General features: G+C 39.6%; 23 protein-coding genes. 22 read left to right on the top strand and 1 reads right to left on the bottom strand.

The genetic code is table 11. The annotated features are described in order from the left end of the window. The first annotated feature begins 4 nt into the window (after nucleotides 1-4). From MKY15_RS21960 to MKY15_RS21875, 18 genes are all read left to right on the top strand, one after another. Nucleotides 5-1,225 (top strand): dihydrolipoamide acetyltransferase family protein, encoded by a 1,221-nt coding sequence (locus tag MKY15_RS21960; protein WP_342538594.1) that lies wholly within the window; start codon nucleotides 5-7, stop codon nucleotides 1,223-1,225. A gap of 1 nt (nucleotide 1,226) precedes the next feature. After that, entirely contained in the window at nucleotides 1,227-2,666 is a 1,440-nt protein-coding gene (locus MKY15_RS21955) for an FAD-dependent oxidoreductase (RefSeq protein ID WP_342538593.1), read from the top strand. Between the two features lie 154 nt (nucleotides 2,667-2,820). Next, on the top strand, nucleotides 2,821-3,804 hold the full coding sequence (locus MKY15_RS21950) for an ABC transporter substrate-binding protein (RefSeq protein WP_342538592.1): 984 nt from the start codon (nucleotides 2,821-2,823) through the stop codon (nucleotides 3,802-3,804). 18 nt (nucleotides 3,805-3,822) lie between these two features. Further along, nucleotides 3,823-4,872 carry an ABC transporter permease gene (locus tag MKY15_RS21945; RefSeq protein ID WP_342538591.1) on the top strand — a complete coding sequence of 350 codons (1,050 nt, stop codon included), beginning with the start codon at nucleotides 3,823-3,825 and terminating at the stop codon, nucleotides 4,870-4,872. Continuing rightward, nucleotides 4,850-5,647 (top strand): ABC transporter ATP-binding protein, encoded by a 798-nt coding sequence (locus MKY15_RS21940; RefSeq protein WP_067210581.1) that lies wholly within the window; start codon nucleotides 4,850-4,852, stop codon nucleotides 5,645-5,647. Before MKY15_RS21945 ends, MKY15_RS21940 begins: the two co-directional genes overlap by 23 nt. 39 nt (nucleotides 5,648-5,686) lie before the next feature. Beyond that, nucleotides 5,687-6,478, top strand: a complete 792-nt coding sequence (locus tag MKY15_RS21935; RefSeq protein WP_342538590.1) for a fumarylacetoacetate hydrolase family protein — start codon at nucleotides 5,687-5,689, stop codon at nucleotides 6,476-6,478. After that, a complete protein-coding gene (locus MKY15_RS21930) occupies nucleotides 6,475-7,233 on the top strand; it encodes a fumarylacetoacetate hydrolase family protein (protein ID WP_067210577.1) in 759 nt (252 codons plus the stop codon). The genes MKY15_RS21935 and MKY15_RS21930 overlap by 4 nt, the downstream gene beginning before the upstream one ends. A 22-nt stretch (nucleotides 7,234-7,255) precedes the next feature. Beyond that, complete coding sequence (locus MKY15_RS21925) at nucleotides 7,256-7,645, top strand: 5-carboxymethyl-2-hydroxymuconate Delta-isomerase (protein WP_342538589.1); 390 nt, start codon at nucleotides 7,256-7,258, stop codon at nucleotides 7,643-7,645. A gap of 549 nt (nucleotides 7,646-8,194) precedes the next feature. Beyond that, the gene (gene hpaB, locus MKY15_RS21920; RefSeq protein ID WP_342538588.1) at nucleotides 8,195-9,679 is read left to right on the top strand and encodes a 4-hydroxyphenylacetate 3-monooxygenase, oxygenase component; all 1,485 of its coding nucleotides are present in this window, start codon (nucleotides 8,195-8,197) and stop codon (nucleotides 9,677-9,679) included. 135 nt (nucleotides 9,680-9,814) lie between these two features. Then, nucleotides 9,815-10,285: a flavin reductase family protein gene (locus MKY15_RS21915; protein ID WP_342539801.1), complete on the top strand. Its 471-nt coding sequence runs from the start codon at nucleotides 9,815-9,817 to the stop codon at nucleotides 10,283-10,285. Nucleotides 10,286-10,400: 115 nt separating this feature from the next. Continuing rightward, complete coding sequence (hpaI, locus tag MKY15_RS21910; protein WP_342538587.1) at nucleotides 10,401-11,324, top strand: 2,4-dihydroxyhept-2-ene-1,7-dioic acid aldolase; 924 nt, start codon at nucleotides 10,401-10,403, stop codon at nucleotides 11,322-11,324. A 198-nt stretch (nucleotides 11,325-11,522) separates the two neighbouring features. After that, nucleotides 11,523-13,034 carry a 5-carboxymethyl-2-hydroxymuconate semialdehyde dehydrogenase gene (hpaE, locus tag MKY15_RS21905; RefSeq protein ID WP_342539800.1) on the top strand — a complete coding sequence of 504 codons (1,512 nt, stop codon included), beginning with the start codon at nucleotides 11,523-11,525 and terminating at the stop codon, nucleotides 13,032-13,034. Between the two features lie 20 nt (nucleotides 13,035-13,054). Beyond that, on the top strand, nucleotides 13,055-14,038 hold the full coding sequence (hpaD, locus tag MKY15_RS21900) for a 3,4-dihydroxyphenylacetate 2,3-dioxygenase (RefSeq protein ID WP_342539799.1): 984 nt from the start codon (nucleotides 13,055-13,057) through the stop codon (nucleotides 14,036-14,038). A 323-nt stretch (nucleotides 14,039-14,361) separates the two neighbouring features. Next, nucleotides 14,362-15,348 carry an ABC transporter substrate-binding protein gene (locus tag MKY15_RS21895; protein WP_340742350.1) on the top strand — a complete coding sequence of 329 codons (987 nt, stop codon included), beginning with the start codon at nucleotides 14,362-14,364 and terminating at the stop codon, nucleotides 15,346-15,348. A 906-nt stretch (nucleotides 15,349-16,254) separates the two neighbouring features. Beyond that, the gene (locus MKY15_RS21890; RefSeq protein ID WP_338656246.1) at nucleotides 16,255-16,380 is read left to right on the top strand and encodes a hypothetical protein; all 126 of its coding nucleotides are present in this window, start codon (nucleotides 16,255-16,257) and stop codon (nucleotides 16,378-16,380) included. 103 nt (nucleotides 16,381-16,483) lie between these two features. Next, nucleotides 16,484-17,821 carry a gluconate:H+ symporter gene (locus MKY15_RS21885; protein WP_067210563.1) on the top strand — a complete coding sequence of 446 codons (1,338 nt, stop codon included), beginning with the start codon at nucleotides 16,484-16,486 and terminating at the stop codon, nucleotides 17,819-17,821. A gap of 165 nt (nucleotides 17,822-17,986) precedes the next feature. Beyond that, nucleotides 17,987-18,778: a VLRF1 family aeRF1-type release factor gene (locus MKY15_RS21880; protein WP_340742349.1), complete on the top strand. Its 792-nt coding sequence runs from the start codon at nucleotides 17,987-17,989 to the stop codon at nucleotides 18,776-18,778. A gap of 200 nt (nucleotides 18,779-18,978) precedes the next feature. After that, nucleotides 18,979-20,799 carry a LysM peptidoglycan-binding domain-containing protein gene (locus MKY15_RS21875; protein WP_342538586.1) on the top strand — a complete coding sequence of 607 codons (1,821 nt, stop codon included), beginning with the start codon at nucleotides 18,979-18,981 and terminating at the stop codon, nucleotides 20,797-20,799. 64 nt (nucleotides 20,800-20,863) lie between these two features. Here MKY15_RS21875 and MKY15_RS21870 read toward each other — a convergent pair whose 3' ends face one another. After that, nucleotides 20,864-21,052, bottom strand: a complete 189-nt coding sequence (locus tag MKY15_RS21870) for a hypothetical protein (RefSeq protein ID WP_340742347.1) — start codon at nucleotides 21,050-21,052, stop codon at nucleotides 20,864-20,866. An 820-nt stretch (nucleotides 21,053-21,872) separates the two neighbouring features. Here MKY15_RS21870 and MKY15_RS21865 point away from each other — a divergent pair. The 4 genes from MKY15_RS21865 (at nucleotide 21,873) to MKY15_RS21850 (ending at nucleotide 25,214) form a co-directional block, all read left to right on the top strand. Beyond that, nucleotides 21,873-22,037 carry an aspartyl-phosphate phosphatase Spo0E family protein gene (locus tag MKY15_RS21865; RefSeq protein WP_067210553.1) on the top strand — a complete coding sequence of 55 codons (165 nt, stop codon included), beginning with the start codon at nucleotides 21,873-21,875 and terminating at the stop codon, nucleotides 22,035-22,037. A gap of 317 nt (nucleotides 22,038-22,354) precedes the next feature. Further along, entirely contained in the window at nucleotides 22,355-23,371 is a 1,017-nt protein-coding gene (locus MKY15_RS21860; RefSeq protein ID WP_187045167.1) for an ABC transporter substrate-binding protein, read from the top strand. An 18-nt stretch (nucleotides 23,372-23,389) separates the two neighbouring features. Continuing rightward, nucleotides 23,390-24,442 carry an ABC transporter permease gene (locus tag MKY15_RS21855; protein ID WP_067210548.1) on the top strand — a complete coding sequence of 351 codons (1,053 nt, stop codon included), beginning with the start codon at nucleotides 23,390-23,392 and terminating at the stop codon, nucleotides 24,440-24,442. Further along, nucleotides 24,417-25,214, top strand: a complete 798-nt coding sequence (locus MKY15_RS21850; RefSeq protein ID WP_067210546.1) for an ABC transporter ATP-binding protein — start codon at nucleotides 24,417-24,419, stop codon at nucleotides 25,212-25,214. Before MKY15_RS21855 ends, MKY15_RS21850 begins: the two co-directional genes overlap by 26 nt. Nucleotides 25,215-25,267 lie beyond the last annotated feature (53 nt).

The following is a 25,267-nucleotide window of genomic DNA, read 5'->3' as shown; positions in this document are numbered from 1 at the left end:
TGGAATGCTCGAAGTAAAGTTACATGATGTCGGGGAAGGAATGACCGAAGGGGAAGTGCTCCATTATTTAGTCAAAGTTGGGGATTCGGTTATGACAGATCAACCGCTTGTTGAGGTACAAACAGACAAAATGGTCGCTGAACTTACTTCACCCTGCTCAGGTATTGTGAAAGAAATACGTATTGAAGCAGGGGAAATCGTTCAGGTCGGAACAAGTCTACTTTATATTGAAATTGATGAAGCTGTTCGAGCTGTACAAAAATCATACGTAGAAACGAAGTTAATTGCTGAGGAGCAAGCAATCCCGACAATTAAACTAGAAGAGAAATCCCCTCATATGCCTTTTAATCGAATACTAGCTGCACCATACACACGCAAGATTGCACGGGATAACAATATAAATATTGAAGATGTCCATGCTAGTGATCCTTCTGGAAGAATAAGCGAAGAAGATGTTTTACGATTCTTAAAAGGACAACAAACCGACACGGAATCAAAGAAGGAAAGTAAGCAGGTAGAGGTCGACCAAGAGGTTCCTGATGAAATTCCTTTTAGAGGAATTCGAAGAAAAATCGCAGAAAAGATGACGAAATCACTCTTTACAATTCCGCATGTTACTCATTTTGACGAGGTCAATATGACGAACTTATTTAAAATGAGAGAGCAATTGAAAGTTGATGGTGAATCAGTTAGTGTATCAGCATTTCTTATAAAGGCACTCGTTATTTCGTTGAAGGATTTCCCGATATTCAATGCTGAACTTGATGAAGAAAATAGCCGGATACTACTCAAGAAAAACTATCATATCGGTATCGCAACAAATACCGATAGCGGTCTAATTGTACCTGTTTTACATGATGTTGATAAACAATCCATCAAAGAGATTAATGCAAATGTCAGAAGTTTGACAGCAAAAGCAATCGCTGGTAAATTACAACCGTTTGAAATGAAAAACAGCACATTTACGGTGAGTAATGTTGGACCCCTGGGTGGTATGGGTGCCACACCAATTATCAACTACCCTGAAACAGCTCTAATTGCTTTCCACAAAACGAAAAAACAACCGATTGTCAATGAGCATGATGAAATTGTTATCGGTCATATCATGACACTGTCAATGGCGTTTGACCATCGTGTTGCTGATGGTGCGACAGCCATTGCATTCACGAATCGTTTTGCAAGCCTAATTGAACAGCCTCACAAGCTGATGATGGAGATGATTTAAAATGGTTGTTGGAGAAATCAGTCAGGAAAGAAATCTCATTATCATTGGAGGGGGACCGGGCGGCTACTCTGCTGCTATACGTGGTGCGCAGCTTGGTCTCTCAGTGACGTTAATTGAACAGGCAGAATTGGGCGGTGTTTGTCTGAATGAAGGATGCATTCCATCTAAAATATTTACACATGCAGCAGGTATGCGCTCAGATATAGCCCATTTTCAAGAACTTGGAATTGGGAATATGGAAAAAATAATTGATATCAAAAAGCTGGTTTCCTATAAAGACAAAGTTATCAAACAGCTCAGGTCTGGCGTAGAAAGTCTATGTAATGAAAACAAAATTGAAATAATCCGAGGCAAAGTTACTTTCCTCGCAGTAGACAAAATCGGTGTAGAAAATGGCCATCAATTTGATATCTTTGAATTTGAGCAAGTTATTATCGCAACAGGAAGTTCCCCAACTATGCCACCAACAATTCAAGAAAAAGGGGAAAGGATTTTATTGCCTCATGAACTATTTAAACTGGAAGAGATACCTAAGCATCTTATTGTTAGAGGTCAAGATACCATTGCACTCGAAGCAGCTTCAAGTTTTGCAGCATTAGGAGCGCAAGTAAGTATTGTAATTGACGATCAAGCAGGTTTTCCATTTGACGAATCTATTAATAAGGAATTAAATCGTTTATTTAAAAAGCGAAAAATGAAAGTCTATAAAGAACTTGAACTCATATCAACACATGAAACGGAAGACGGAATTACGCTAACATTTCAAACGGATAAAAACGTAGAAGAGACAATTAGCGGATCATATCTATTCGTTTCTGGAACTAGGCGACCCAATTTGGAGGCTCTCGGCATAAGCCGCTTCGGAATTGTACAAACAGCCGAGGGTTTCATAAAAGTAGATGGAAATATGCAATCATCGATACCTTCTATATATGCAATTGGTGATGTAACAGAAGGTCCCTTGTCTGCAGTGAAAGCAATTAAACAAGGAAAAGCTGCTGTGGCATCAATTGCAGGAGAACAAACTGAAGTCAATCTGACATTTATGCCGGTTGTGGCACATACAATTCCACCAATCGTCTCTGTAGGGCTTACGGAACAAAGTGCGCGCGATTTTGGATTGGCTATTCGTGTCAGTCAATTTGCACTTGGTGGCAATGGCTATGCAACAATCACTGGTAAAAAGGATGGGTTTATTAAAGTTATTTCTGATGCAACAACTGAAATCATTCAAGGCATTCACATGATTGGTGAAGGAGCCGTTGAAATGTCAGGTTCGTTTGTGCAGTTGCTTGAAATGGCTGCGAAAGAAGAAGATATTAAATTCCCACACTATGCACATCCAGGGTTCAATGAAGGACTACTTGAAGCGGTAGAGGGGCTAATCGGACAAGCGATTCATGCTGCGCCGATAAAAAGAAAAGACATGTTGACGATCTAACGCATCTAAAAAGGAGTAAAGGAAATAAAAATCTCATTCAACCCGTTTTGGCGCTTAGTTCATCTATTCAACTAGGTAAACCAAACGCATCACACACTGATTCCTAGGATTCAAATAAATAGTAAATATACTAGCATAAAAAGGGGGAATTGTAATGAAGAGCGGTTCGAAAAAAATGTTGGTATTTATTTTTAGTGCTGTCTTACTACTTGCAGCATGTGGGAATAGCGGGGAAGTTAAGGATAAGAAAACATCTTCGAAGAAATATAAAATAGGTGTCAGTCAAATTGTTGAACATCCATCCCTCAATGCAGCTTATGACGGCTTTAAAAAGGCTTTAGAAGATGCAGGGATTGATGTGGAATATGATGTTCAAATTGCTCAAGGCGATAACAGTGTAAACACAACGATAGCGACAAATCTTGTCAGCGCAGATGTCGATCTAATATTTGCGAACTCAACTCCTAGTGCTCAGGCAGCAGCTAGTGCTACAACGGAAATTCCAATCATTTTCACATCGGTAACAGATGCGGTTGGGGCGGAACTCGTTGACTCAATGGAAAGCCCTGGAGGCAACGTTACAGGAACAATTGATGCGCATCCTGATGCAATTACCAATACAATGAAGTTCCTTAAAGAAGAATTGGATGCAAAAAATGTAGGAATGGTGTTTAACTCTGGAGAGCAAAACTCTCGCGCTCAAGTAGATGCAGTTAAAGAAATGCTGAAAGATATGGATATGACTGTTGTCGAAGCGTCTGTTGCTACATCCGCAGATGTGAAACAAGCGACTGAATCGTTGCTTGGCAAAGTAGATTCTATGTACATCATCACAGATAACACGGTTGTTTCGGCGCTTGAATCTGTAATTTCAGTCGCCAATGACAATAAAATTCCGATGATGGTTGGCGAATTCGACTCTGTAAAACGAGGCGGCTTAGCAGCATATGGGTTTGAATACTTTGACATCGGTTATGAAGCAGGACAAATGGCTGTGAAAATCTTAAAAGGTGAAAGTAAACCAGCTGACTTACCAGTTCAAATTCCACAAAAGTTGAAATTGATTATGAATAAAGACACCGCATCTACTCTGAGACTCGATATTAAAGACGAATGGAAAGCTGAATTTAGTGAATAGATAGGAGGGTGATTCTACATGTTTTCAGCTGTATTTGGCTCTGTAGAGCAAGGAATCATCTATGCAATTATGGCACTTGGCGTGTATATTTCATTCCGAGTTTTGGATTTTCCAGACTTAACGGTTGACGGAAGTTTTGTTACAGGAGCTGGAGTTGCCGCCACGATGATTATCTTCGGATATCATCCGGTGGCGGCTACAGTAGTAGCCATTGTTATCGGTTTTCTTGCTGGATGTGTAACCGGCCTTCTGCACACAAAAGGGAAAATCAATGCACTTCTATCTGGAATATTAATGATGATTGCCTTGTATTCGATAAATTTACGCATAATGGGACTGACATCTGAGAATTCGATTGGTCGTCCGAATATCCCATTGCTAAATGCCGAAACTTTGTTTGTTCAGTTCAAAACATTTTGGAGCCCTTTAGGTATCGACACTGCGATTAGCAATTTTTTCAGCATGCTGGGATTCCAATACTTGCCTTCAACGTGGGGTACATTGTTCATCATGATTATTATCGTTTTGCTAATCAAATTTGTCGTCGATTGGTTTTTGAAAACCGAAGTCGGGCTTGCAATAAGGGCTACTGGTGATAATAAGAAAATGATTCGTAGTTTATCAGCTAATACAGACACACTCGTTATTGTAGGTCTTGGCTTTTCAAATGCACTCGTTGCCTTTTCGGGAGCATTGATTGCTCAGTATTCAAAGTTTGCTGACATCGGAATGGGAATCGGAATGATTATCATCGGGCTAGCTTCCGTTATTATTGGTGAAGCAATTTTCGGTACGAAAACGATTATGCGAACGACGTTTGCTGTAATTGCAGGAGCCATTATTTATAGAATTGTACTTGGACTTGCACTTAGAGTGGACTTTCTCGATACGGGTGATATGAAATTAATTACAGCAGTTATTGTAATTGGTGCGTTGATATTACCGCAGTTCTTTGAAAAAAAGCGAGAAAAAAGCAGGAAAGCTAAACGCCATGCTGAGAGGCTAATAGAGCATGAACAGTTGCTGATGAGGGAGGGAAATCCCGTTGCTAAAGCTCAGTCAGATTAATAAATTATTTAATGAAGCAACACCTGATGAAAAAGTAGCTTTGGATCAAATTAATCTAACATTAAATCCAGGAGATTTTATGACTGTGATTGGAAGCAACGGTGCCGGAAAATCGACGATGTTAAATATGATTTCAGGTGCTCTTTCTCCTGATTTTGGTGTTATTGAAATTGCTTCTAATGATGTTACAAAAATGCCTGAATACAAGCGCTCACAAATGATTGGAAGGGTATTTCAAGATCCAATGGCGGGGACAGCTCCTACAATGACGATTGAGGAAAACCTCGCAATGGCCTATTCACGAAACAAAAAACGTGTATTAAAAAAGGCTGTTGATAAGAAACGGCGTGAATTATTCCGCGTATCTCTTGAAGCCCTTCATTTAAACCTTGAAAACCGATTGAATGCAAAAGTAGGAATGCTTTCTGGTGGGGAGAGGCAAGCACTTTCACTGTTGATGGCTACCTTTACACAACCATCTATTTTGCTACTTGATGAACACACTGCTGCACTAGATCCAGCACGAGCCGAATTAATTACAAAATTAACAAAGCAACTTGTTGAAAAAGATCAGCTCACAACGCTGATGATCACTCATAATATGCAGCAAGCACTCGACCTAGGGAACAGGCTTATTATGATGGATAAAGGGCAAATCATTTTGGAAATAGAGGCCGATGAGAAGAGGAAATTAACCATTCCTAAACTGATGGATGAATTCCAACGCATTCGCGGTGAAAAGTTAACGAGCGATAAAGCATTGTTATCAGTATAGTAATTTGTTTTCTTTGTTTGTTGCAAAGGAGTGGAATGGATGAGTAGAGCAAGGATTAAAGTGTTTGGGGCAAATGAATTAGTTTCAGTCGATGTGAATATAGTTACGAGTACAATCACGATAGAGGACTGCGCGGTAAATGCTAATGAAATACAACTCGACATCCCGATAACAGGAACGGTTTTTGGTACACTGCTGAACTATAAAGGGGCACTTGAAAGACTTGCTGATGCTGTAAATGACAAACCATATAGTGCACCACCAATTGCCCCAGTTCTTTATATTAAACCGGCAAATACTTTCAACCGTTACGGTGCAGAAATCCCTATGCCGGCTGGGCTTTCAAGGCTGGAAATGGGTGCGGCCCTCGGATTGGTCATAGGAAAGCAAGCCGTTGCTGTGGATGAAGAAAATGCGCTGGCTTATGTGGCGGGCTATACGATTATCAATGATGTCAGCGTGCCACATGATAGCGTATACCGTCCAGCTGTCCGGTACAAAGCACGTGATGGATTTTGTCCTATCGGGCCATGGATTATCGACCGTCAAGAAGTGGATAACCCAGATGATTTAACTATCCGTGTATTCATCAATGATGAACTTCAACAGGAAAATTCAACATCAAATTTGATTCGTTCGGTCTCTCGGTTACTCGCCGATGTAACCGAGTTCATGACGTTGAATCGAGGAGATGTGCTACTCGTAGGGGTCCCCGAAGAAGCACCGCAAGCCAAGATAGGCGATAAAGTTCGAATCGAAATAGCGGGTATTGGCAGTTTAGAAAATTTCATAGTTGACGAAAAAGAATCCAAATGGAGGGGGACGATATGAAAAAAGCACGAATAGCATATGGGGGTGCCATCCATGAAGCAATTGAATGGGAAGGGCAACTCAAATTAAATGATGGTCGACTAGTAGAGGAGAGCAAAGTAACTTGGCTTACGCCGATAGAGCCACGTACGGTATTTGCGTTAGGGCTTAACTATGCGGATCATGCAGCAGAACTTGCATTTGCCGCTCCATCTGAACCACTTGTCTTTTTAAAAGGACCGAATACATTTATCGGGCACCAAGCATATACTCGTCGTCCCTCAGATGTTACTTATATGCACTATGAGTGTGAATTGGCCGTGATCATCGGTGATACTGCTCGAAACGTCAAAAAAGAAGACGCCTATAACTATGTTAAAGGCTATAGTGTCGCTAATGATTATGCGATTAGAGATTATTTGGAAAATTATTACCGCCCCAACTTGCGCGTGAAGAATCGTGATACTGGGACACCATTCGGTCCGTGGATTGTTGAGGCGGCAGATGTTGCGGACCCAATGAATTTAAAATTGACGACGCATGTCAATAACAAACTCGTACAAGAAGGAACTACAGCGGATATGATCTTCGATATTCCCACGCTTATTGAGTACTTAAGTAGTTTCATGACATTGAGTGAAAATGACGTCATTCTTACAGGAACTCCTAAAGGTTCTGTCAATACTGCCGTCGGAGATGTTGTCGTCACGGAAGTTGAGGGAATCGGACGGTTAGTAAATACCATTATCGGAGATGAATCTTTCATCTATCGATAGTGTAAAGAGGAGAAGAATTTGCTTGCCACATTTTATTGTAGAGTACACGGATAATATTAAAGATGAAGCGAATATTGCAAAGCTATTTGAAGAGATTCATAAAGTCTTGATTGCACGAGATACGATTTTTCCGATAGGGGGAATCCGCTCAAGAGCGATTGAATTAAAGGAGTATCGGGTGGCAGATGGTGCTGAGGATGACGCTTTTGTCCATGCCAAGTTGAAAATAGGGGCTGGACGCTCAGAAGAAATAATGAAAGAAGTTTGTGATGCGCTATTTGAAGTCATGAAAGAACATTTCTCGCAAGTAATGTCCAAGCGCTATTTAGCATTGTCAATGGAAGTAATCGAATTTAGTGAAGCGGGTACTTATAAACTAAATAATATTCATGCTAGATTTAAAAAGAAGTGAGAGATGACTATATAGTCGGCACTTAACAAATAGACTGTTCTTCCAACAACGCTTTGTCGCTCGGTGATGGCCTCACGCAATAAGCCCGCCAGAAGATTACTGTCGGTCTTATTGCTCCGGCTCACACTTGTCGCTCCTTCGCTAGAATTGTTCGTTATACGGGTGAGGTATACCACCTAGTTAATTCTAAATAAGTAGTGCCGAATATATATATGGACTGCACATCTGAATTTTTTATGTCCTTACGCTCTTGGAGATTGTTTGGTGTGGCCATTTCTACTCAGTGTGCAGTGTCAGTAACTGGAACAATACATTTTTCTTCATTGTACTAGTAATTTCCTTACCTATGTAAATTTAGCGTAGGCGCCTTAAAGGGGTAGCCGAAGCCCTAAGACTGGCGGCGAAGCTGCTTGGCTTAGGGCGAGAGGCATCCCCAAGCGCCGCAGCGGATTCAACGGAATTCTATATTTAAATCTAAATAGTATGAACTGTTAAATGTCGCTTGTCATATTGAAATTTCACTTTATCCAAAAACAAGGAGGAAATAGAATGGGCGCACGAACGGGGAAAGAATATATTGAAGGTATTAAAGAACGGAACACGGAAGTATGGATACATGGTGAGAAAGTAAACGACGTTACCATACATCCAGCATTTAAAAATGTGGTGGAGAGCGTTGCAGGTCTTTATGATTTACAACATGAGAAGCCTGAAAAAATGCTTTATACATCACCAACATCTGGGAAAAAAGTTGGACTTTCTTTTATCGCTCCTAAAACGAAAGAAGATTTGTTCAAAAGACGTGAAATGCATACGGAGTGGGCAACTTTTTCCGGCGGCATGATGGGACGTTCCCCAGACTATCTGAACACTAGCATTATGGCATTCGGTACAGCCAGTCAATTCTTTGCGCAGGAAGGTGGTGGTAGTGATCAATTCGCCAAAAATGCAGCAGATTACTATGAATATGCACGTGAAAATGACATTAGTTTAACACACACATTAATTCATCCACAGGTAAACAGGTCGATGCTAACGCAAGCAGAGCAAAAAGATCCATTTCTCTCCGCACGTATTACGAAAAAGACTTCAGACGGAATTATTGTGAACGGTTGTCGTCTCTTGGCAACATTAGGCGGTATCACTGATGAGCTCGTCGTATTTCCTTCCACTATAAACAGAACGCCAGGTACTACAGATGACCCCTTCGCATTTGCATTTGCGATCCCAAATAATACAAAAGGTTTAAAATTCCTATCCCGTGAATCATTCGACTATGGTAAAAGCAAATGGGATCATCCATTAGGTGCTAGGTTTGATGAGAGTGATGCAATCATTTCATTTGAAGATGTATTTGTTCCATGGGAAAGAGTTTTTGTAAGTGAAAGTACAGATATATGTAATCGTACGTATACCGAGACAAATGCGGTTATACATATGACGCATCAAGTGATTGCAAAAAACGTTGTCAAAACAGAGTTCATCCTTGGTGTTGTCATCAGTATGATGGAAGCAATCGGTATTGATAAATTCATGCATGTTAAAGAAAAAGCGAGTGAAATCATGGTTATTTTAGAAGTGATGCGTTCCCACTTATTCAAATCGGAGCACAATGCAAAAATCGATCAATATGGTAATATGACGCCGGACTTTGAACCACTAAATGCAGCACGTAATTGGTTCCCGAAAATGTATCAGCGTATGAATGAAATTATTAAAATTCTAGGCGCTTCGGGATTAATGGCGCTTCCAACTGAAGCAGACTTTAGCAATACGGATGTTGGAGCGTTAGTTCATCGTTACACACAAGGTGCGAATATTAACGGCGAAGAAAAAGTACAGCTATTCCGTTTAGCATGGGATATTTCTATTAGTGCGTTCGGTAACCGACAAGCTCTCTATGAATATTATTTCTTTGGAGATCCAGTGAGAATGTCGAATGCCTATTATGATGGATTTGATAAGCAACCTTATAAAGACATGGTTACAAACTTTTTAAATAAAACTAAAAAAGAAGCTGGAATAGTATTTTGACTAGAAAAGCGTATGGCGCCTGAAGCCTAGACACTGTACCGTGTCGAATAACTTATACTTTCTTATCTCGAAATAATTAAACAGGTGAATTGAAAGTGGAAAGGAGAATATATTATGCAACAAGTAGATCACGAGATTGATGATCGTTTATTCAGAAATGCTATGGGCAGTTTTGCAACGGGTGTGACGGTTATTACAACGGAAGTTGCTGAAGAGGTACATGGCATGACGGCGAATGCTTTTATGTCCATATCTCTCAACCCGAAGCTGGTGGCAATTAGTATTGGAGAAAATGCAAGAATGCATCAGCATATCAAAGATGCTAATCAATTCGCGATTAACATATTATCATCTGACCAACAAAATGTGTCAAAGCAATTTTCGGGTCAGCTTAATGGAGAATCTGAAATTACATTTGCCACCTATAAAGGATTGCCAATTCTAGAAGATGCGTTAGCCGTTGTTACATGCAAACTGTATAGCGAATACGTAGTAGGAGATCATACGGTTTTTATTGGTCATGTTACTGGCGTTAAACTTGAACAAAAAGATCCATTACTATTTAGTCAAGGAAAGTACCGTGAACTAAAAGAACTCGAAGAATAATGAGTGTGCTAGTTTACCTTATTCGTGGTGTGACAGAGAGTCGAGTAGGCGAGCTATACAGCTGGAATACTTTTCTTGAAACAGATATTTAATAATTTTGAAGGAGTGAATTCTTTTGTTATACGATGAAGCCAAAAAGAAGTTAAGAGGTTCAATTTGTCCTGTCGTTACACCATTTACTGAAAGTGGTGCGATTGATGAAGATGCATTCATTAAGCTGATTAATTGGCAAATTGACAGCGGAAGTCATGGGATTTCTGTTACAGGAACGAGTGGTGAACCAAGTTCTTTAACAATTGCTGAAAGAAAACGAGTTATGGAATTAGCAAAAGAAACAATTGCTGGACGTGTATTTTTTGCACCTGGTACAGGGTCTACCAATCATGATGAAACAATGGAGTTAACGAAATATGCAGAAGAACTAGGTGCAGATGCTGCAATGGTTATTGTGCCTTACTACAATAGACCGAACCAGGAAGCACTTTATCAGCACTTTAAAACGGTTGCTGATTCAGTTACAACGCCAATCATTATTTACAATATCCCAGGTCGATCCGCCGTCAATATGGAAGTTAGCACGATGAAACGCTTAGTTGAGGACTGTCCCAACATTATTGGTGTAAAAGAAGCAAACAAAGACTTTGAACATGTAAATCGTGTACTTCTAAATTGTGGAAGAGACTTCCTATTATTCTCAGGAATCGAACTGCTTTGCTATCCAATGCTGGCAATTGGCGGGGCTGGATTTATTAGTGCCACAGCAAATGTTGAGCCAACTAAAGTAGCCGAACTTTACAATGCTTGGGTTGCTGGAGACGTTGCGAGAGCACAAGATCTTCACTTCGAATTAATGCCATTAAATGATGCACTCTTCAAAGATACCAATCCAGCCCCCGTTAAAGTAGCACTTGGTATGATGGGGAAAATTACGCCGAAGCTTCGCTTACCTCTAGGATTACCAACAGCTGTAATCCAACAAGAAGTTCGTGAATCACTTATTGAGCTTGCAATTTTACCTAAGGAAGTTACTGCAAACTGACTAAAAAAATAATATATATGTTGAACAAATGAATGCCTATATAAACTGAGTGAAGGCGCATTACAGGGGGGCTAAGGAAGGCAGTCTAAGTTCGCAACGTCATGTCGCAACGACTGCATGACCTGCATCCTGCAGGCCAAAGCGAATTAGATGGGATTCCTTATTTCAACATATATAAGAAGGAAATAGGTGATAAGTATGGTGTCAACCCATGGGGTAGTTTCTTATAAACATGAAACACAACAGAATATTTCACTCTATATAAATGGAGAGTTCACTCCCGCTTTAAGTGGGACGACGATCAAAAATATGAATCCGTTTACTAATGAACAAATCAATGAAGTTGCTGAAGGGCAATCTGATGATATTAATAAAGCAGTGGCAGCTGCGCGGGAAGCCTTTGATCATGGTCCATGGAAAACGATGAAGCTAAAAAAAAGAATGGCCTATATTTATCGAATTGCAGATTTGATTGACGAAGATATAGAGAAAATCGCTTATTTGGAATCACTTGATACGGGACTTCCAATTAGTCAAACTCGAAATATGGTAAGCCGTGCTTCAGAAAACTTTCGGTTTTATGCACGTATGGTAGAAAGCCGTCTTGTTGGAGATGCCTATCAAGTAGATGATGAATTTATCAACTACACGATTCATGCGCCTGTAGGAGTTGCAGGATTAATCACGCCATGGAATGCCCCCTTTATGTTGGAGACATGGAAAGTTGCACCAGCACTTGCGACAGGTAATACAGTTGTTTTAAAACCAGCAGAACTTTCTCCGCTTTCGGCAAATCTATTGGCTGAAGTGATTCATAAAGCGGATCTTCCAAAAGGTGTTTTCAACGTTGTTCATGGCTACGGCGAGACAGCGGGGGATGCGCTAGTCAAGCATCCTGATGTCCAGCTTATTTCATTTACTGGCGAAACAACGACGGGTACAACGATCATAAAAAATAGTGCCGATACACTGAAAAGTTGCTCGATGGAACTTGGTGGGAAATCACCAATTATCGTCTTTGAGGATGCTGATTTCGATCGTGCTTTAGATGCTTGTGTCTGGGGAATATACTCTTTTAACGGTGAACGATGTACGGCGAACTCACGATTGTTTGTGCAAGAAGAGATTAAAGATAAATTTATCAAAGCTTTAAAGATACGTGTTGCGAATATTAAAGTTGGTGACCCCCTCGACGCATATACGGAGGTGGGACCACTAATCGATAAAGGGCATTATATTAAGGTCAAAAGCTATTTGGAAATTGCAAAAGAAGAAGGTACCGAAGTAATTAATGGAGATATCCCAATTGAATTAGCTAAAGGAAACTTTGTGGCACCGACACTTATACTAAATGCTGAAAATCATATGCGCGTTGCACAAGAAGAAATTTTTGGTCCAGTACTAACCGTGATGACATTTAAAGATGAAGAAGAAGTCATTAGATTGGCAAACAGTATTGATTACGGACTTGCGGGTTATGTTTGGACGAACGATATTAAACGAGGTCACCGTGTTGCGCAAAAAGTTGAAGCAGGAATGCTTTGGGTGAATGCTCAGAACGTTCGTGACTTAAGAACACCTTTTGGAGGTTCGAAATCTTCTGGTATCGGTCGTGAAGGTGGCCATTACGGCTTCAATTTTTATACTGAACAGAAAATTATTCATGTTTCAATTGCTGATCATCGTATTCAGCAGTTCGGGAAAAAATAGTGGAAGGTATGGTGAACACGATGGATTTTTCAATCATACGGATCGCGAGAACGGTTCTTCATGTAGTAGATTTGCAGGCGTCTCGTAAGTTCTATGTTGAGGGATTAGGCATGATTGAAACAGAAAGTGATGAAAATCATATTTACTTAAGAGGTTTAGAAGAACATTCGCATCACAGTTTACTATTGAAAAAAGCAGACAAAGCCGTTGTTGAGGTACTTAGTTACAAAGTGGAAAAAGAACAGGATCTCGATGAAATTGAAAAGCTTTTCATCTCACTGGGTCTGAAAACAAAATGGGTAGCGAAAGGGGTACAACATGCACTTGGAAGAACCCTTCGAGTGCATGATATCTCAGGAATTCCATTAGAGTTTTTTGCGGAAATGACTATCGTTGACCGGATGTTGCAGCGTTATGATCTTTATCGAGGAGCGAAAATTCAAAGGATTGACCACGTAAACTGTGCAGTACCAGATGTTCAAAAAGCCTTTGATTTTTATGTTGATCACTTAGGATTCTCGTGTTCAGAGTATACGGATACTGAGGATGGGGACTTGTGGGCAGCATGGCTTTATCGAAAGCCTACTGTTCATGATCAAGCATTCATGAGCGGTCCTGGACCAAAATTGCATCACTTTGCTTACTCATTAACAGATCGACTTAGCGTGCTCGATTGTTGTGATATTTTAGCGAGTATGGGCTATGCAGATTCAATTGAACGGGGACCCGGCCGCCATGGATTATCCAACGCCTTCTTCCTCTATTTAAGAGATCCAGATGGCCACCGCATTGAACTTTATACGGGCGATTATTTAACAAGCGACCCAGATTTAAAGCCGAAACGCTGGGATTTAAATGATCCACTTCGCCAAACATTCTGGGGTCACAAAGCACCGGATTGTTGGTTTAATGAAACAAGTACGTTCATTGATATTGAAACGGGTGAAGAAATAGAGTGTCAAGAACCATTATTAGCACAAAGACAACCAAAAATTATGGCTTAAGTACTGAACTAACCTATAGAACAATATGAAACACCTACGAAAATGTACCTGTTAACTTTTTCGTGGGTGTTTTTTGTATTGGAATAAACTAGCGATTACGAAACAATAAGAAGGCCTCCAAATTAAATTATAGCTTCAACTGGATTCGATTTGAACATGCTGGGAACTGGCCAACACAAATAACACTAATGTAAGCGCTTAAATATTCATAATGTTTGGAACCTTATTGACTATCAATCACAGGCAGTGTAGCATTATGAAAAATTAACTTTTAGAATCAAATTTTCACAAAATATGCAGGTTTAATTAAAGGGGGAAAAAGAATGAAGATTTATTTGAAGAAAATGGCGGTTGTCATTTTCGGTGCTGCATTACTACTTGGGGCATGTGGAGAAGGAGAGAAAAAAGAGTCGAGTGCTAATGGAGACACAAAGAAATATAAAATAGGTGTCACGCAAATTGTAGAACATCCCTCATTGAATGCCGCTTATGATGGCTTTAAAAAGGCATTGGAAGATGCAGGGCTTGACGTGGAATATGTAGTTCAGAATGCACAAAATGACAATAGTGCTAACACAACGATTGCTACAAATCTTGTTAACTCGGGTGTAGACTTGATCTTTGCAAATTCGACACCCAGTGCACAAGCTGTAGCAAGTGCGACTCAAGAAATTCCAATCGTTTTCACATCAGTTACAGATGCTGTTGGTGCTGAATTAGTAGAGTCATTGGAAAGTCCGGGAGGTAATGTAACAGGTACTATTGATTTGCATCCTGATGTAATTCCACAAACATTGAAGTTCCTACAAGAACAATTAGGTGCGAAAAATGTAGGCATTATTTATAACGCGGGGGAGCAAAATGCACGCGTTCAAGTGGATAAGATTCATGAAGTAGTAAAAGATATGGATTTGACTATTGTTGAAGCTCCTGTTGCCACATCAGCGGATGTAAAACAAGCGGTTGACTCATTGATTGGTAAAGTCGATTCTTTGTATATCATTAAAGATAACACGGTTGTTTCGGCGCTTGAAACTGTCACTTCAGTTGCGTTCGACAATAAACTACCCATGATGGTCGGTGAACTAGACTCCGTAAAACGAGGCGGTTTAGCAGCATACGGCTTTAGTTATCATGATCTCGGTTATGAAACAGGCCAAATGGCTGTGAAGATATTAAAAGGAGAAAGCAAGCCGTCTGAATTACCCGTTCAAGTTCCGAAAAAATTAAAATTTGTTGTTAATGAAGATACTGCATCTAAAATCGGTCTTGAGATTAAAGAAGAGTGGAAAGCTGAACTTAGTGAATAGATAGTTGATTATTTTTCATATTTTTAGTTGTTTTTTAGTTCCATGTTCAAATTTGCTTATTAGCGATATAAAATGAGGCCGATTGCATATAGTGCAATCGGTTTTATTTTATAGAAAAAAAACGGCGGATAATTTAATAACAGCAGGGTGCTTTAAGAAGTCTCACTATAATTCTCTTACCTTTAAAATATAGTGATTTCTTAAATTGAAAGGCCATTCTAAAATAATACTAGGCAGTATTGATCCAGTTCTAGGGAAATTCCTATTAAGTAAAAAGCGTCTCAAAGCTAGATGATGGAAGGAAAAAAGAGGGGAATCACGAAGAGGAAATCTGCTATTCAGAATTAATGATTGATTTTGAATGCGCTTTCACTATATAATGAAAATACTAAATCGGTTTACTAAACCGATTTATTGAAAAAATATTTAAAAATAGGACATTTACTATCGGAAAGGGGAGATTATGTTGCCATATATTTATTTGGTGTTTTTACGATAGGCGAAGCACTAAATACGTTTAATCCTTCTAGGGTGGGAGCCTTACGCTTTTTATGTCAAATTTATCACGAATTCGAATGTGTTATTTTAAATTTTTCTCGTAGCAAAAGTATCGACATGGGCGATGTGCGTTTGGTAGAAGGTTACCCGAGAACTTTCGCTGATAAAGAAATTCGTGAAGAGGGTCCCGGCAAGATATTTTCACTATCATTACAAAATCTCAAATCTTATTTTGGAACCAGAGGATAGTAAAGTAGGAATGTTTGAAGAAAATAATGTTGTTCATTGGCATATGGATTTTCGTAACAATATTTTGGTTAAATGAAAATGTTATTGAAAGCGTATACATTGAGTGGGGAATTTGAAATTAAGCAGTAAACTATCCCAAATCATAACTAAAGAGGACAAATGAAGATATCGAAATACTCGCTTCTTACTCAACTCACAGAAACTAAAGAAGTTGCCGTTATCCGGGAAAATGATGCAGAAGAAATTATCCAATCGACAAAAACTGCTATTGAAGGCGGCTTTTAAGCTAACCTATACAGCTCCAGATATACAATCATTGCGTAAATAGAATACGAATAATTAAAAAATATACATATTGGGGAAGAAAATAGGCTTGGGGGAAATGAATATGGAATGGATTATAAATTATTTGCCTATTATTTGGGTAGCTCTTGGAGTGGCTTTACTACTTTATTTGAACATTGTTGTAAAACTAAACAGTGTACTTGCTCTTTTGATCGTCGCGATACTGGTAGGTATTTTAAATGGTTTAACACTAGATGCAGTTGTCCTGTCGATCAAAACAGGTTTTGGCGGCACGCTTGGAAGTTTGGCAATCATTATCGGAATGGGTGCTGTACTTGGTAAATTGATGGTTGACTCCGGGGCTGCTCAACGCGTAGCTTCTACCTTATTAAACAAATTTGGAGTGAAAAATGTTGAGTGGGCAATATTAATTGTTGGAGCAATTTTCGGTATTTCAGTTTTTTACGAAGTTGCTTTCATCATTTTGGCTCCACTAGTAATTAGTATTGCTGTAGAAGCAAAAATTCCTTATTTACGTTTAGGGATTACTATGGTTGCCTCCGCGACAATGGCGCATAGTATATTCCCTCCACAACCGGGTCCAACTGCACTTGTTCAGGCATACGGTGCGGACATGGGTATGGTATATATATTGGGATTGGTTGTTGTCATCCCATCTGTTATTGCCGCGGGTATTATTTTACCTAGAATGCTACGTAATTTAGATCGTCCTGTGCCACCATTGTTGAAAAAGTCGAAAGAATTCACAGAAGATGAAATGCCTGGTTTTGCAATCAGTATAATTGTTCCATTGTTGCCAGCAATCATTATAACAACAGCTACTGTGATGGATCTATTTATTGAAAAAGGAACGATGTTCTACCAAATTATTAATTTCCTTGGCAGTGCCGAAATTAGTATGTTACTTGCGGTATTAGTTGCCATTTACGTATTCGGTACACGAAGAGGTCGAACAATGCCGGAAATCATGACTTCTTTTTCCGGGGCAATCGAGGGTATTGCGATGATTGTATTCATTGTTGGTGCCGGTGGTGCATTCAAACAAATCATTTTAGATACAGGAATTGGTGACTTTATCGCTGGAATGATGGAAAATACAAGTGTATCTCCGTTAATTATGGCATGGGTCATCACGGCAATGCTTCGTATTGCAACAGGGACAGGCGTTGTTTCTGCGATAACCGCTGCTGGAATCGTAGGTCCGCTTATTCATACGTTTGATGTGAATCCTGTATTAATGGTTTTAGCAACAGCCGCAGGAAGTAACACGATTACTCATGTAAATGACGCATCGTTTTGGTTGTTTAAAGAGTATTTTAACTTATCCATTAAAGACACATTCAAAACATGGGGCCTTCTTTTATTCACGAACTCGATTGTTGGTCTTGGTGTTGTATTACTACTTAGCTTATTTATTTAATGAAGTGAAAAGCTGTCTTCAAAGTCCATGTGAAGAGGATTTTGAAAACAGCTTTTTCTAATCCTTTATTAACTTGTAAATGTAAGTGTACTCACAATTCGTTTTAGACTAAGCACGTGAGGGTATGCTAATAGTGAATCGAAAATTAAGGAGGTTAATGTAATTATGTCATTAAGCAAAGAACTTAAAACCTTAAAAGACTTTCACTGTGATGACCGTTGTGTATTGAGTGTCTATTTAAACACTAATCCCGGTGATCCTGATCAACTAAACGGGGCATGGAGAATTCATTTGAAGAGTGGATTGAAGCGGATTGACGAGTATATTAAAGCTTCCAAAGATGAAAAGGAATTGAAAAATTTTACTGAACTTAGAAAGAAAGTTCAAACAGAAGTCGAGGATAATAAGAATGATCTAAGCAAAGGTGTTGTGATTTTTGCATCATTAGAGCCGGAACTATGGGCAGTTCACTATGTTCAAGTCCCAGTGAAAACAAGCTTCCACTGGGAAAACCACCCAGTCACTGAAGAGATGGAATATATGTACAAAGCATATCCGGAAGCGGGGATTATCTTGCCGAGCTTTGGGGAAGTACGCATTTTAGATACAGCAATGGGGGCCGTTATTGATGAAGCCACCTATGTATTCGACGCGAATTTGGAAGGATGGGGAAAAAGTCAGAAAAAAGATCCTAACGAAACACTAACCGGGGCTACTCGTGACGACGCCTTAGAACCACGTTTGAGAGAAAACCTTCAGCGGTTCTATAAAGGAATGGGTGAAATTGTTGGGAAATTGAAAAAGGAACGCGGCTGGCAAGAAATACATGTGTCGGGTGAAGCTGATTTAGCAAACGCTTTCGCCGAAACGTTGCGAGAAAAACCAGCAAGCTGCATCTATAAAAACTTGAATAATAGCAAACCGGCTGATGTGCTTCACCAAGTCTTTGAAAAGTAAATATGCGAAATTGGAAAAACGAATGGCTCTTTTATAAAAAGAGCCGTTCGTTTTTTTGTGCTTTCTACTTTGAATGAATGTCATAGTTAGAACATACCGCCCGCTAGACGAATAACCTAGGTGTGGGTAGAGCAATTGAATTCTGTTCACATTTAACTTGGGAAATTACGAGGTTGTCAAAATGGAAGGATGTGTTAGCGATGCAACTTTTTTATGTAGTTAGGACTGGCGACACATTAAATAACATAGCTAAGCGGTGGGAACTTCCAGTGAAATCCCTTATTGCCGCAAATAATTTAACGCAACCATATAGAATCACTATCGGGCAACAGTTGTCAATTCCACCTGGCGTCAATAAATACCGCGTTAAGTCGGGAGATTCCGTGTACCGGATTTCTCAAATGTATGGTGTTCCTGTTTCTTTGATTGTCGAAACAAATAGGCTAAGGCCACCATATGCCTTACAGGTAGGTCAGTTACTTGAAATCCCACCTGGTGTAGCTTATTACGTCGTTCAACCTCGGGACACATTGGTTCAGATTGCCAAGCGTTTCAACGTGACGACAGGTGGTCAAAGCAATCCTAAGTATTTACAGACGACCAACGAACTGCCATCCACAGCTCTAACTCCTGGAATGAAATTAAGTATTCCTTTCGCGCCTACCGCTGATCGAGGATTTCTTGCTTATACATCTGATCGCGGAGGGCAGTATGATATATGGGTGTATAATCCGCGGACCGGGAAAAATAGACAACTTACAAGTGGTTTAGGCGATGCACGCTCGCAACCAATTTGGTCGCCGGATAGCGGCCGAATCGCATTTGTTGGGAAGGATAGGATTATCTATGTTATTTATACAGCAACGGGTTTAATCGCTGGTATTGATCAGTTGGAAGAAGGGGGAGATTTCAGTCTGGGTTGGTCTCCAGACAGTTCAAGTTTAGCTTATGCGACCCGAGGAATGATTATACTGTATAACGCCACGTTGCATGCAGCGAAGACGATCAGGCAACCTGGTGCATCAGAAGTGAGCTGGTTTCCGAGTGGCACGGAATTAATGTTTCAAGCTCTGGATGCATCAGGTATAAGTCAGCTATTCAGCAGTGATACAAATGGAATGGCTAAAAAGCAAATTACTAGAAATACGAACGGTCCTCTTCATGATGCGCGTCTATCACCCGATGGTAGCTTTGCTCTCTATACAACACCAGGTGCAAGTGTTTCAATTATTTACACTGTGGAGCTTGCTACAGGTGTTGTGCATGAAGTGAAAGGGGGACCAGATGGGAAAAACTATTTCCCGGAATGGTCACCTGATTCTTTACGAATCGCGTATAGTGCGACCGCATCTGATGATAGAGGCTATTTTACGCAAATAAGAACTGTGGAGCGACTTGGGAATGATGATCGGATATGGGCGATTTCGAATTGCTTTTCGACACCAGTTACTTGGTCGCCTGATGGAAGAAAAATTGCATACCTTTCTGGGTGTAAAGAGCAGGAATTTGCCAATGAGCTGTGGGTGCTTGATCTAACCCATCCTGTCCCAATTAGGCTCATTGAAGACGTGACTATCACGTCAGTGCAATGGTCGCCAACACCGATTATGGATTTGTCAAAAGCGGAATTTACGAACGAGACTTTTGACGTTAACTTTCAATATCCCGCAAGTTGGCATAGGGTAAACAATGAAAGATATGAAGGCGATGATGGCTTTTTTCAGATTTCAGCTCTTTTGGGATCCGATTCGATCGACAAGGTATGCCATGACGAAGCTTTTCAAAAACTAATGCCCTATGGCTCGGCGCCTCGAATAATAAAATCACAAAACCCATATGAACAGTCATGCACTATTTTACCTTCTGCCGATCAACCAGCTGAAATGAAGGGGCAGGCAGCCTTTATCGCAAATTATCCGAGTCCGATAATGATTGATGGAATATCTTATAATTACTTTATATTATGGGCGGATAAGGAACATATTGATGGAATTTCCTCAACTGTTTTGTTTTTGCCGTAGGGTACTTCGAAAAAATAACCACTAGGGTTGGTTACTCCTAGTGGTTTTCAGTAAATATTTTCTATTATTTATAAGTCTTTTCCGATTCACTCTTTTGTCTGTCGTTTTGTGTCATCGGTTCATGCTTCGGATTTATGTTTCCGAGTTCGGCTAACTCAAGCGAAATTTCTTCTTTCATTGTATTCGATTTTAATTTTTGATGTTTCGATGGGGTTGATTTGTTGGTAGTTCCTTTTGGATTATCTTTTGTCATAATAAACCCTCCATTTCAATAAGTGTATTCTACGTTAATATGGCTTCAAAACCGATTTCAATTCGTATTAGCTGTGAAGAAATTTATTGAGACGAAAAAAGCATGATCCATGAAGGACCATGCTTTTTCATTCCCCTATGAAAGGGGTGCACTCGGAAAATTTGTTTTCTCAATGATACAAACTGTTTTTACTGACGATTATTTAATACTCGTCTTTCAGCTTGATAAGCCTGACGTGCGCCGCCACTTTTGGCAAAGCTGTCAGTATTCAAATTGCACTTAAACAAAAAACGTAACGCTTACTGCTTGGTCTAAAACTTCGTGATTAACCTGTATTACTTAGTTAAAGCCTTAATTATTCATCCCTAATGCCGGATGAATAGCTAAGTGATACACAACTTAACTCTAAATCAGGTGGTTCTCATCGAATGTAACTAGTCGCCAGTAAAGCAAATTTTCCGCCAAGGCTGTGCATTTCATCCATTAGAAGTTACTTGTAGGTTACTCGTCTACGAATAGCTTCTTCAGGTTGTTTCACCTTGTAATCTATCTATACCCAGCTGAATATGATATAAACCATTTTAAGTGAAATAGTTAAAAATACAATCAATCCACGAATGAAAACATGTTTAAAGCGTTAAGAATCAACTAATACGACTTATATTCCTATGACTTGTGACAAATTTATGAATTAATGTAATCTTGACTTAATACGACATTTTTTTTAAACATGATGTTGTACGATGAACTAGTTGCTTCCGAACCTACTAGATAAAGAGCGCATAATTTGAAGCCGAATATATTATATGGAGGAAGATTTGTGAAAAGGCTACTGAATGAAAAGGCGTTGTTGTTTCAAATTGGGATTAAGAGAAAAGTCATGTATAGAAAAGCAAAAACTTTCGGATATACGCATCCCCTTGTTGTCGCGTGTAGTCAAGAATTGGATGAGTTGATTAATAGATATCAAGAAAAAGTATCGTAATAAATGAAGTAATTACTCAGCTCAAATGCGGATTATCCCTAATTGTGTAGAAAAACGGTCAAAACTCCTTCGGCGGGTATTGGTCGTTTTTTTGTACGTAAAAATGAACCAAGTAATTCGTTGAGTTTTTATACATTAAAATGAATCGTTAATAATTAAAAAACAAAAAACACTATTTAGAAAATGTAAGCGCTTCAATGTTTAGAATACTTAAAATTCCATTGACTAACATTTGCAAACAGTGTATTGTTACGAATAATTATCGTCGTAAAGACAAGTCTATTAAAGAAGGCGATAATGAAAAAGGGGGAACAAAAATGAAAACAAATTGGTTAAAGTATGCAGTGGCATTATTTAGCGTTATTTTCATCCTTGCGGCATGTGGAGAAAACAAAGCAGAGAATGCATCCAAGCCATCAAATGATGAAAAAGAGCAAGGAACTAATGAAGAAACGAAGAAATATAAAATTGGTATGACTCAAATTGTCGAGCATCCATCTTTGAATGCTGCGGCAGATGGATTTAAAAAAGCATTGGCTGATGCAGGTCTTGACGTGGAATACGTTGAGCAAAATGCTCAGAATGATAATAGCTCTAATACAACGATAGCTAATAACTTAGTCAGTTCAGGCGTTGATTTAATTTTTGCGAACTCGACGCCTAGTGCACAAGCAGTCGCAGTAGCGACACAAGAAATTCCAATTGTATTTACATCGGTAACTGATGCTGTAAGTGCTGAACTAGTTGCTTCAATGGAAAGTCCAGGCGGCAATGTGACTGGGACAATTGATAATCATCCTGAAGCAATTCCATCAACGATGAAGTTCATGAAAGAAGAATTAGGCGTTAAAAATGTTGGAATGGTCTTTAACGCTGGAGAGCAAAACTCACGTTCACAAGTTGATGCGGTTAAGGAAATATTGAAAGATATGGATATGACTGTAAAAGAAGCGCCGGTTGCAACATCCGCGGATGTGAAGCAAGCTACTGAATCATTGATTGGTAAAGTAGATGCTTTCTACATTATTACAGATAATACGGTTGTGTCAGCACTTGAATCGGTGATAGATGTTGCGAATGCCAATAAGATTCCGCTGTTAGTCGGTGAATTCGACTCCGTAAAACGCGGTGGTTTAGGCGCATATGGATTTGAATTTTACGATATAGGTTTTGAAGCAGGTCAAATGGCTGTTAAAATCTTAAAAGGCGAAAGTAAACCAGCTGACTTGCCCGTTCAAATTCCTCAGAACTTAAAATTTGTTATAAATAAAGCTACAGCTGATACACTTGGTCTTGATATCAAGGACGAATGGAAAGCTGAATTAAGCGAATGAATTAGGAGATGATTCTGTATGTTTAGTGCTATATTCGGCTCTGTGGAGCAAGGAATCATCTATGCAATCATGGCACTCGGTGTGTACATCACATTCCGGGTGCTAGATTTTCCCGATCTAACGGTTGACGGAAGTTTTGTAACAGGGGCAGCGGTTGCAGCCACGATGATTGTCTTTGGGTATCATCCGTTATTCGCAACTGGAGTCGCCATTGTTATTGGATTTATTGCCGGTTGTATTACGGGTCTTTTACATACGAAAGGAAAGATTAATCCATTACTTGCGGGTATCTTGATGATGATTGCTCTGTACTCTATCAATTTAAGGATTATGGGGATGACGTCGGATAGTTCTGTTGGACGTCCCAATATTCCTTTGTTAAATGCAGAGACGTTGTTTAGTAAATTCTATGTATTTTGGAGTACGCTTGGCATTGATGAGTCAATCAATCAATTCTTCAGCATGCTAGGCGTTACATACTTACCTTCTACATGGGGAACGTTATTTTTAATGATTATAGCTACATTGCTTATTAAAGTCGTTGTAGATTGGTTTTTACAAACAGAAATCGGGCTTGCAATACGGGCAACTGGTGATAATAAGAAAATGATTCGCAGCTTTTCAGCGAATACAGATACTCTTGTAATCCTAGGGTTAGGCCTATCTAATGGGCTTGTCGCTTTTTCTGGTGCATTGATTGCTCAGTACTCGAAGTTTTCCGATATCGGTATGGGAATCGGTATGATTATTATCGGACTAGCTTCTGTTATTATTGGTGAAGCAATCTTTGGTACGAAAACAATTATGCGAACAACACTTGCAGTGATTGCAGGTGCTATTATTTATAGAATCGTATTGGGTCTTGCACTTCGAGTAGAATTTCTCGATACAGGAGACATGAAGTTAATCACCGCCGTTATTGTTATAGCTGCACTTATTTTACCGCAATACATTGATAAAAGACGGGAAAATAAGAGGAAAGCGAAACGTCATGCCGAACGATTAACAACTTATGATCATGTATTAAACAAGGGAGGGAACGCAATTGCTGAAACTCCAACAGATAAATAAAGTATTTAACGAAGCGACTCCCGATGAAAAAATCGCACTTGATCAAATCAACTTGCATTTGAAAAAAGGAGATTTTGTAACTGTCATCGGCAGTAATGGTGCGGGGAAATCAACAATGATGAATATGATTTCAGGAGCACTTACGCCTGATTTCGGTGTTATTGAAATCGCGGGTAAAAATGTTGTGAAACTGCCTGAATATAAACGTTCGGTAATGATCGGCAGAGTATTCCAAGATCCAATGGCAGGAACCGCTCCTTCTATGACAATTGAAGAAAACCTAGCAATGGCGTACTCGCGCAATAAAACACGCGGATTACGTAAAGGTGTTCACAAGAAACGTCGTGAACTATTCCGGGAATCACTAGAAACACTTCATTTGAACCTAGAGGATCGATTGAATGCCAAGGTAGGTATGCTATCAGGTGGGGAGCGTCAAGCACTCTCTTTGTTAATGGCTACTTTTACACAACCGTCCATTTTGCTTCTTGATGAACATACAGCGGCCCTTGACCCATCAAGGGCGGAATTGATCACGAATCTAACGAAACAACTTGTAGAAAAGGATCAGTTGACAACGCTGATGGTCACACATAATATGCAGCAAGCAATGGATTTAGGCAATAGGCTCATTATGATGGATAAAGGGCAAATCATCTTGGAAGTTGAGGCTGAAGAGAAGAAGCAGTTGACGATCGAAAAGTTAATGGCCGAATTCCAACGCATTCGCGGTGAAAAGTTAAACAGTGATGCCGCGTTGTTATCTGTGTGAAGTGAATTAGGATAAAACACCACAACCTGCCATGGTTGTGGTGTTTTTTTGGG

It is taken from the genome of Sporosarcina sp. FSL K6-1540, assembly GCF_038620285.1.
Classification (GTDB): domain Bacteria; phylum Bacillota; class Bacilli; order Bacillales_A; family Planococcaceae; genus Sporosarcina; species Sporosarcina psychrophila.
This window is presented reverse-complemented; position numbering and strand designations above follow the sequence as displayed.

Excerpts from the sequence above, each read along its gene's own strand:
- MKY15_RS21950 (WP_342538592.1), top strand. The coding sequence starts at position 2,821 with ATGAAGAGCGGTTCGAAAAAAATGTTGGTATTTATTTTTAGTGCTGTC.
- MKY15_RS21860 (WP_187045167.1), top strand. The coding sequence starts at position 22,355 with ATGAAAACAAATTGGTTAAAGTATGCAGTGGCATTATTTAGCGTTATT.
- MKY15_RS21930 (WP_067210577.1), top strand. The coding sequence starts at position 6,475 with ATGAAAAAAGCACGAATAGCATATGGGGGTGCCATCCATGAAGCAATT.
- MKY15_RS21890 (WP_338656246.1), top strand. The coding sequence starts at position 16,255 with ATGAAGATATCGAAATACTCGCTTCTTACTCAACTCACAGAAACTAAA.
- MKY15_RS21870 (WP_340742347.1), bottom strand. The coding sequence starts at position 21,052 with ATGACAAAAGATAATCCAAAAGGAACTACCAACAAATCAACCCCATCG.
- hpaE (WP_342539800.1), top strand. The coding sequence starts at position 11,523 with ATGGTGTCAACCCATGGGGTAGTTTCTTATAAACATGAAACACAACAG.
- MKY15_RS21960 (WP_342538594.1), top strand. The coding sequence starts at position 5 with ATGCTCGAAGTAAAGTTACATGATGTCGGGGAAGGAATGACCGAAGGG.
- MKY15_RS21875 (WP_342538586.1), top strand. The coding sequence starts at position 18,979 with ATGCAACTTTTTTATGTAGTTAGGACTGGCGACACATTAAATAACATA.
- MKY15_RS21955 (WP_342538593.1), top strand. The coding sequence starts at position 1,227 with ATGGTTGTTGGAGAAATCAGTCAGGAAAGAAATCTCATTATCATTGGA.
- MKY15_RS21885 (WP_067210563.1), top strand. The coding sequence starts at position 16,484 with ATGGAATGGATTATAAATTATTTGCCTATTATTTGGGTAGCTCTTGGA.
- MKY15_RS21945 (WP_342538591.1), top strand. The coding sequence starts at position 3,823 with ATGTTTTCAGCTGTATTTGGCTCTGTAGAGCAAGGAATCATCTATGCA.
- MKY15_RS21895 (WP_340742350.1), top strand. The coding sequence starts at position 14,362 with ATGAAGATTTATTTGAAGAAAATGGCGGTTGTCATTTTCGGTGCTGCA.
- MKY15_RS21855 (WP_067210548.1), top strand. The coding sequence starts at position 23,390 with ATGTTTAGTGCTATATTCGGCTCTGTGGAGCAAGGAATCATCTATGCA.
- MKY15_RS21935 (WP_342538590.1), top strand. The coding sequence starts at position 5,687 with ATGAGTAGAGCAAGGATTAAAGTGTTTGGGGCAAATGAATTAGTTTCA.
- MKY15_RS21880 (WP_340742349.1), top strand. The coding sequence starts at position 17,987 with ATGTCATTAAGCAAAGAACTTAAAACCTTAAAAGACTTTCACTGTGAT.
- hpaB (WP_342538588.1), top strand. The coding sequence starts at position 8,195 with ATGGGCGCACGAACGGGGAAAGAATATATTGAAGGTATTAAAGAACGG.
- hpaD (WP_342539799.1), top strand. The coding sequence starts at position 13,055 with ATGGATTTTTCAATCATACGGATCGCGAGAACGGTTCTTCATGTAGTA.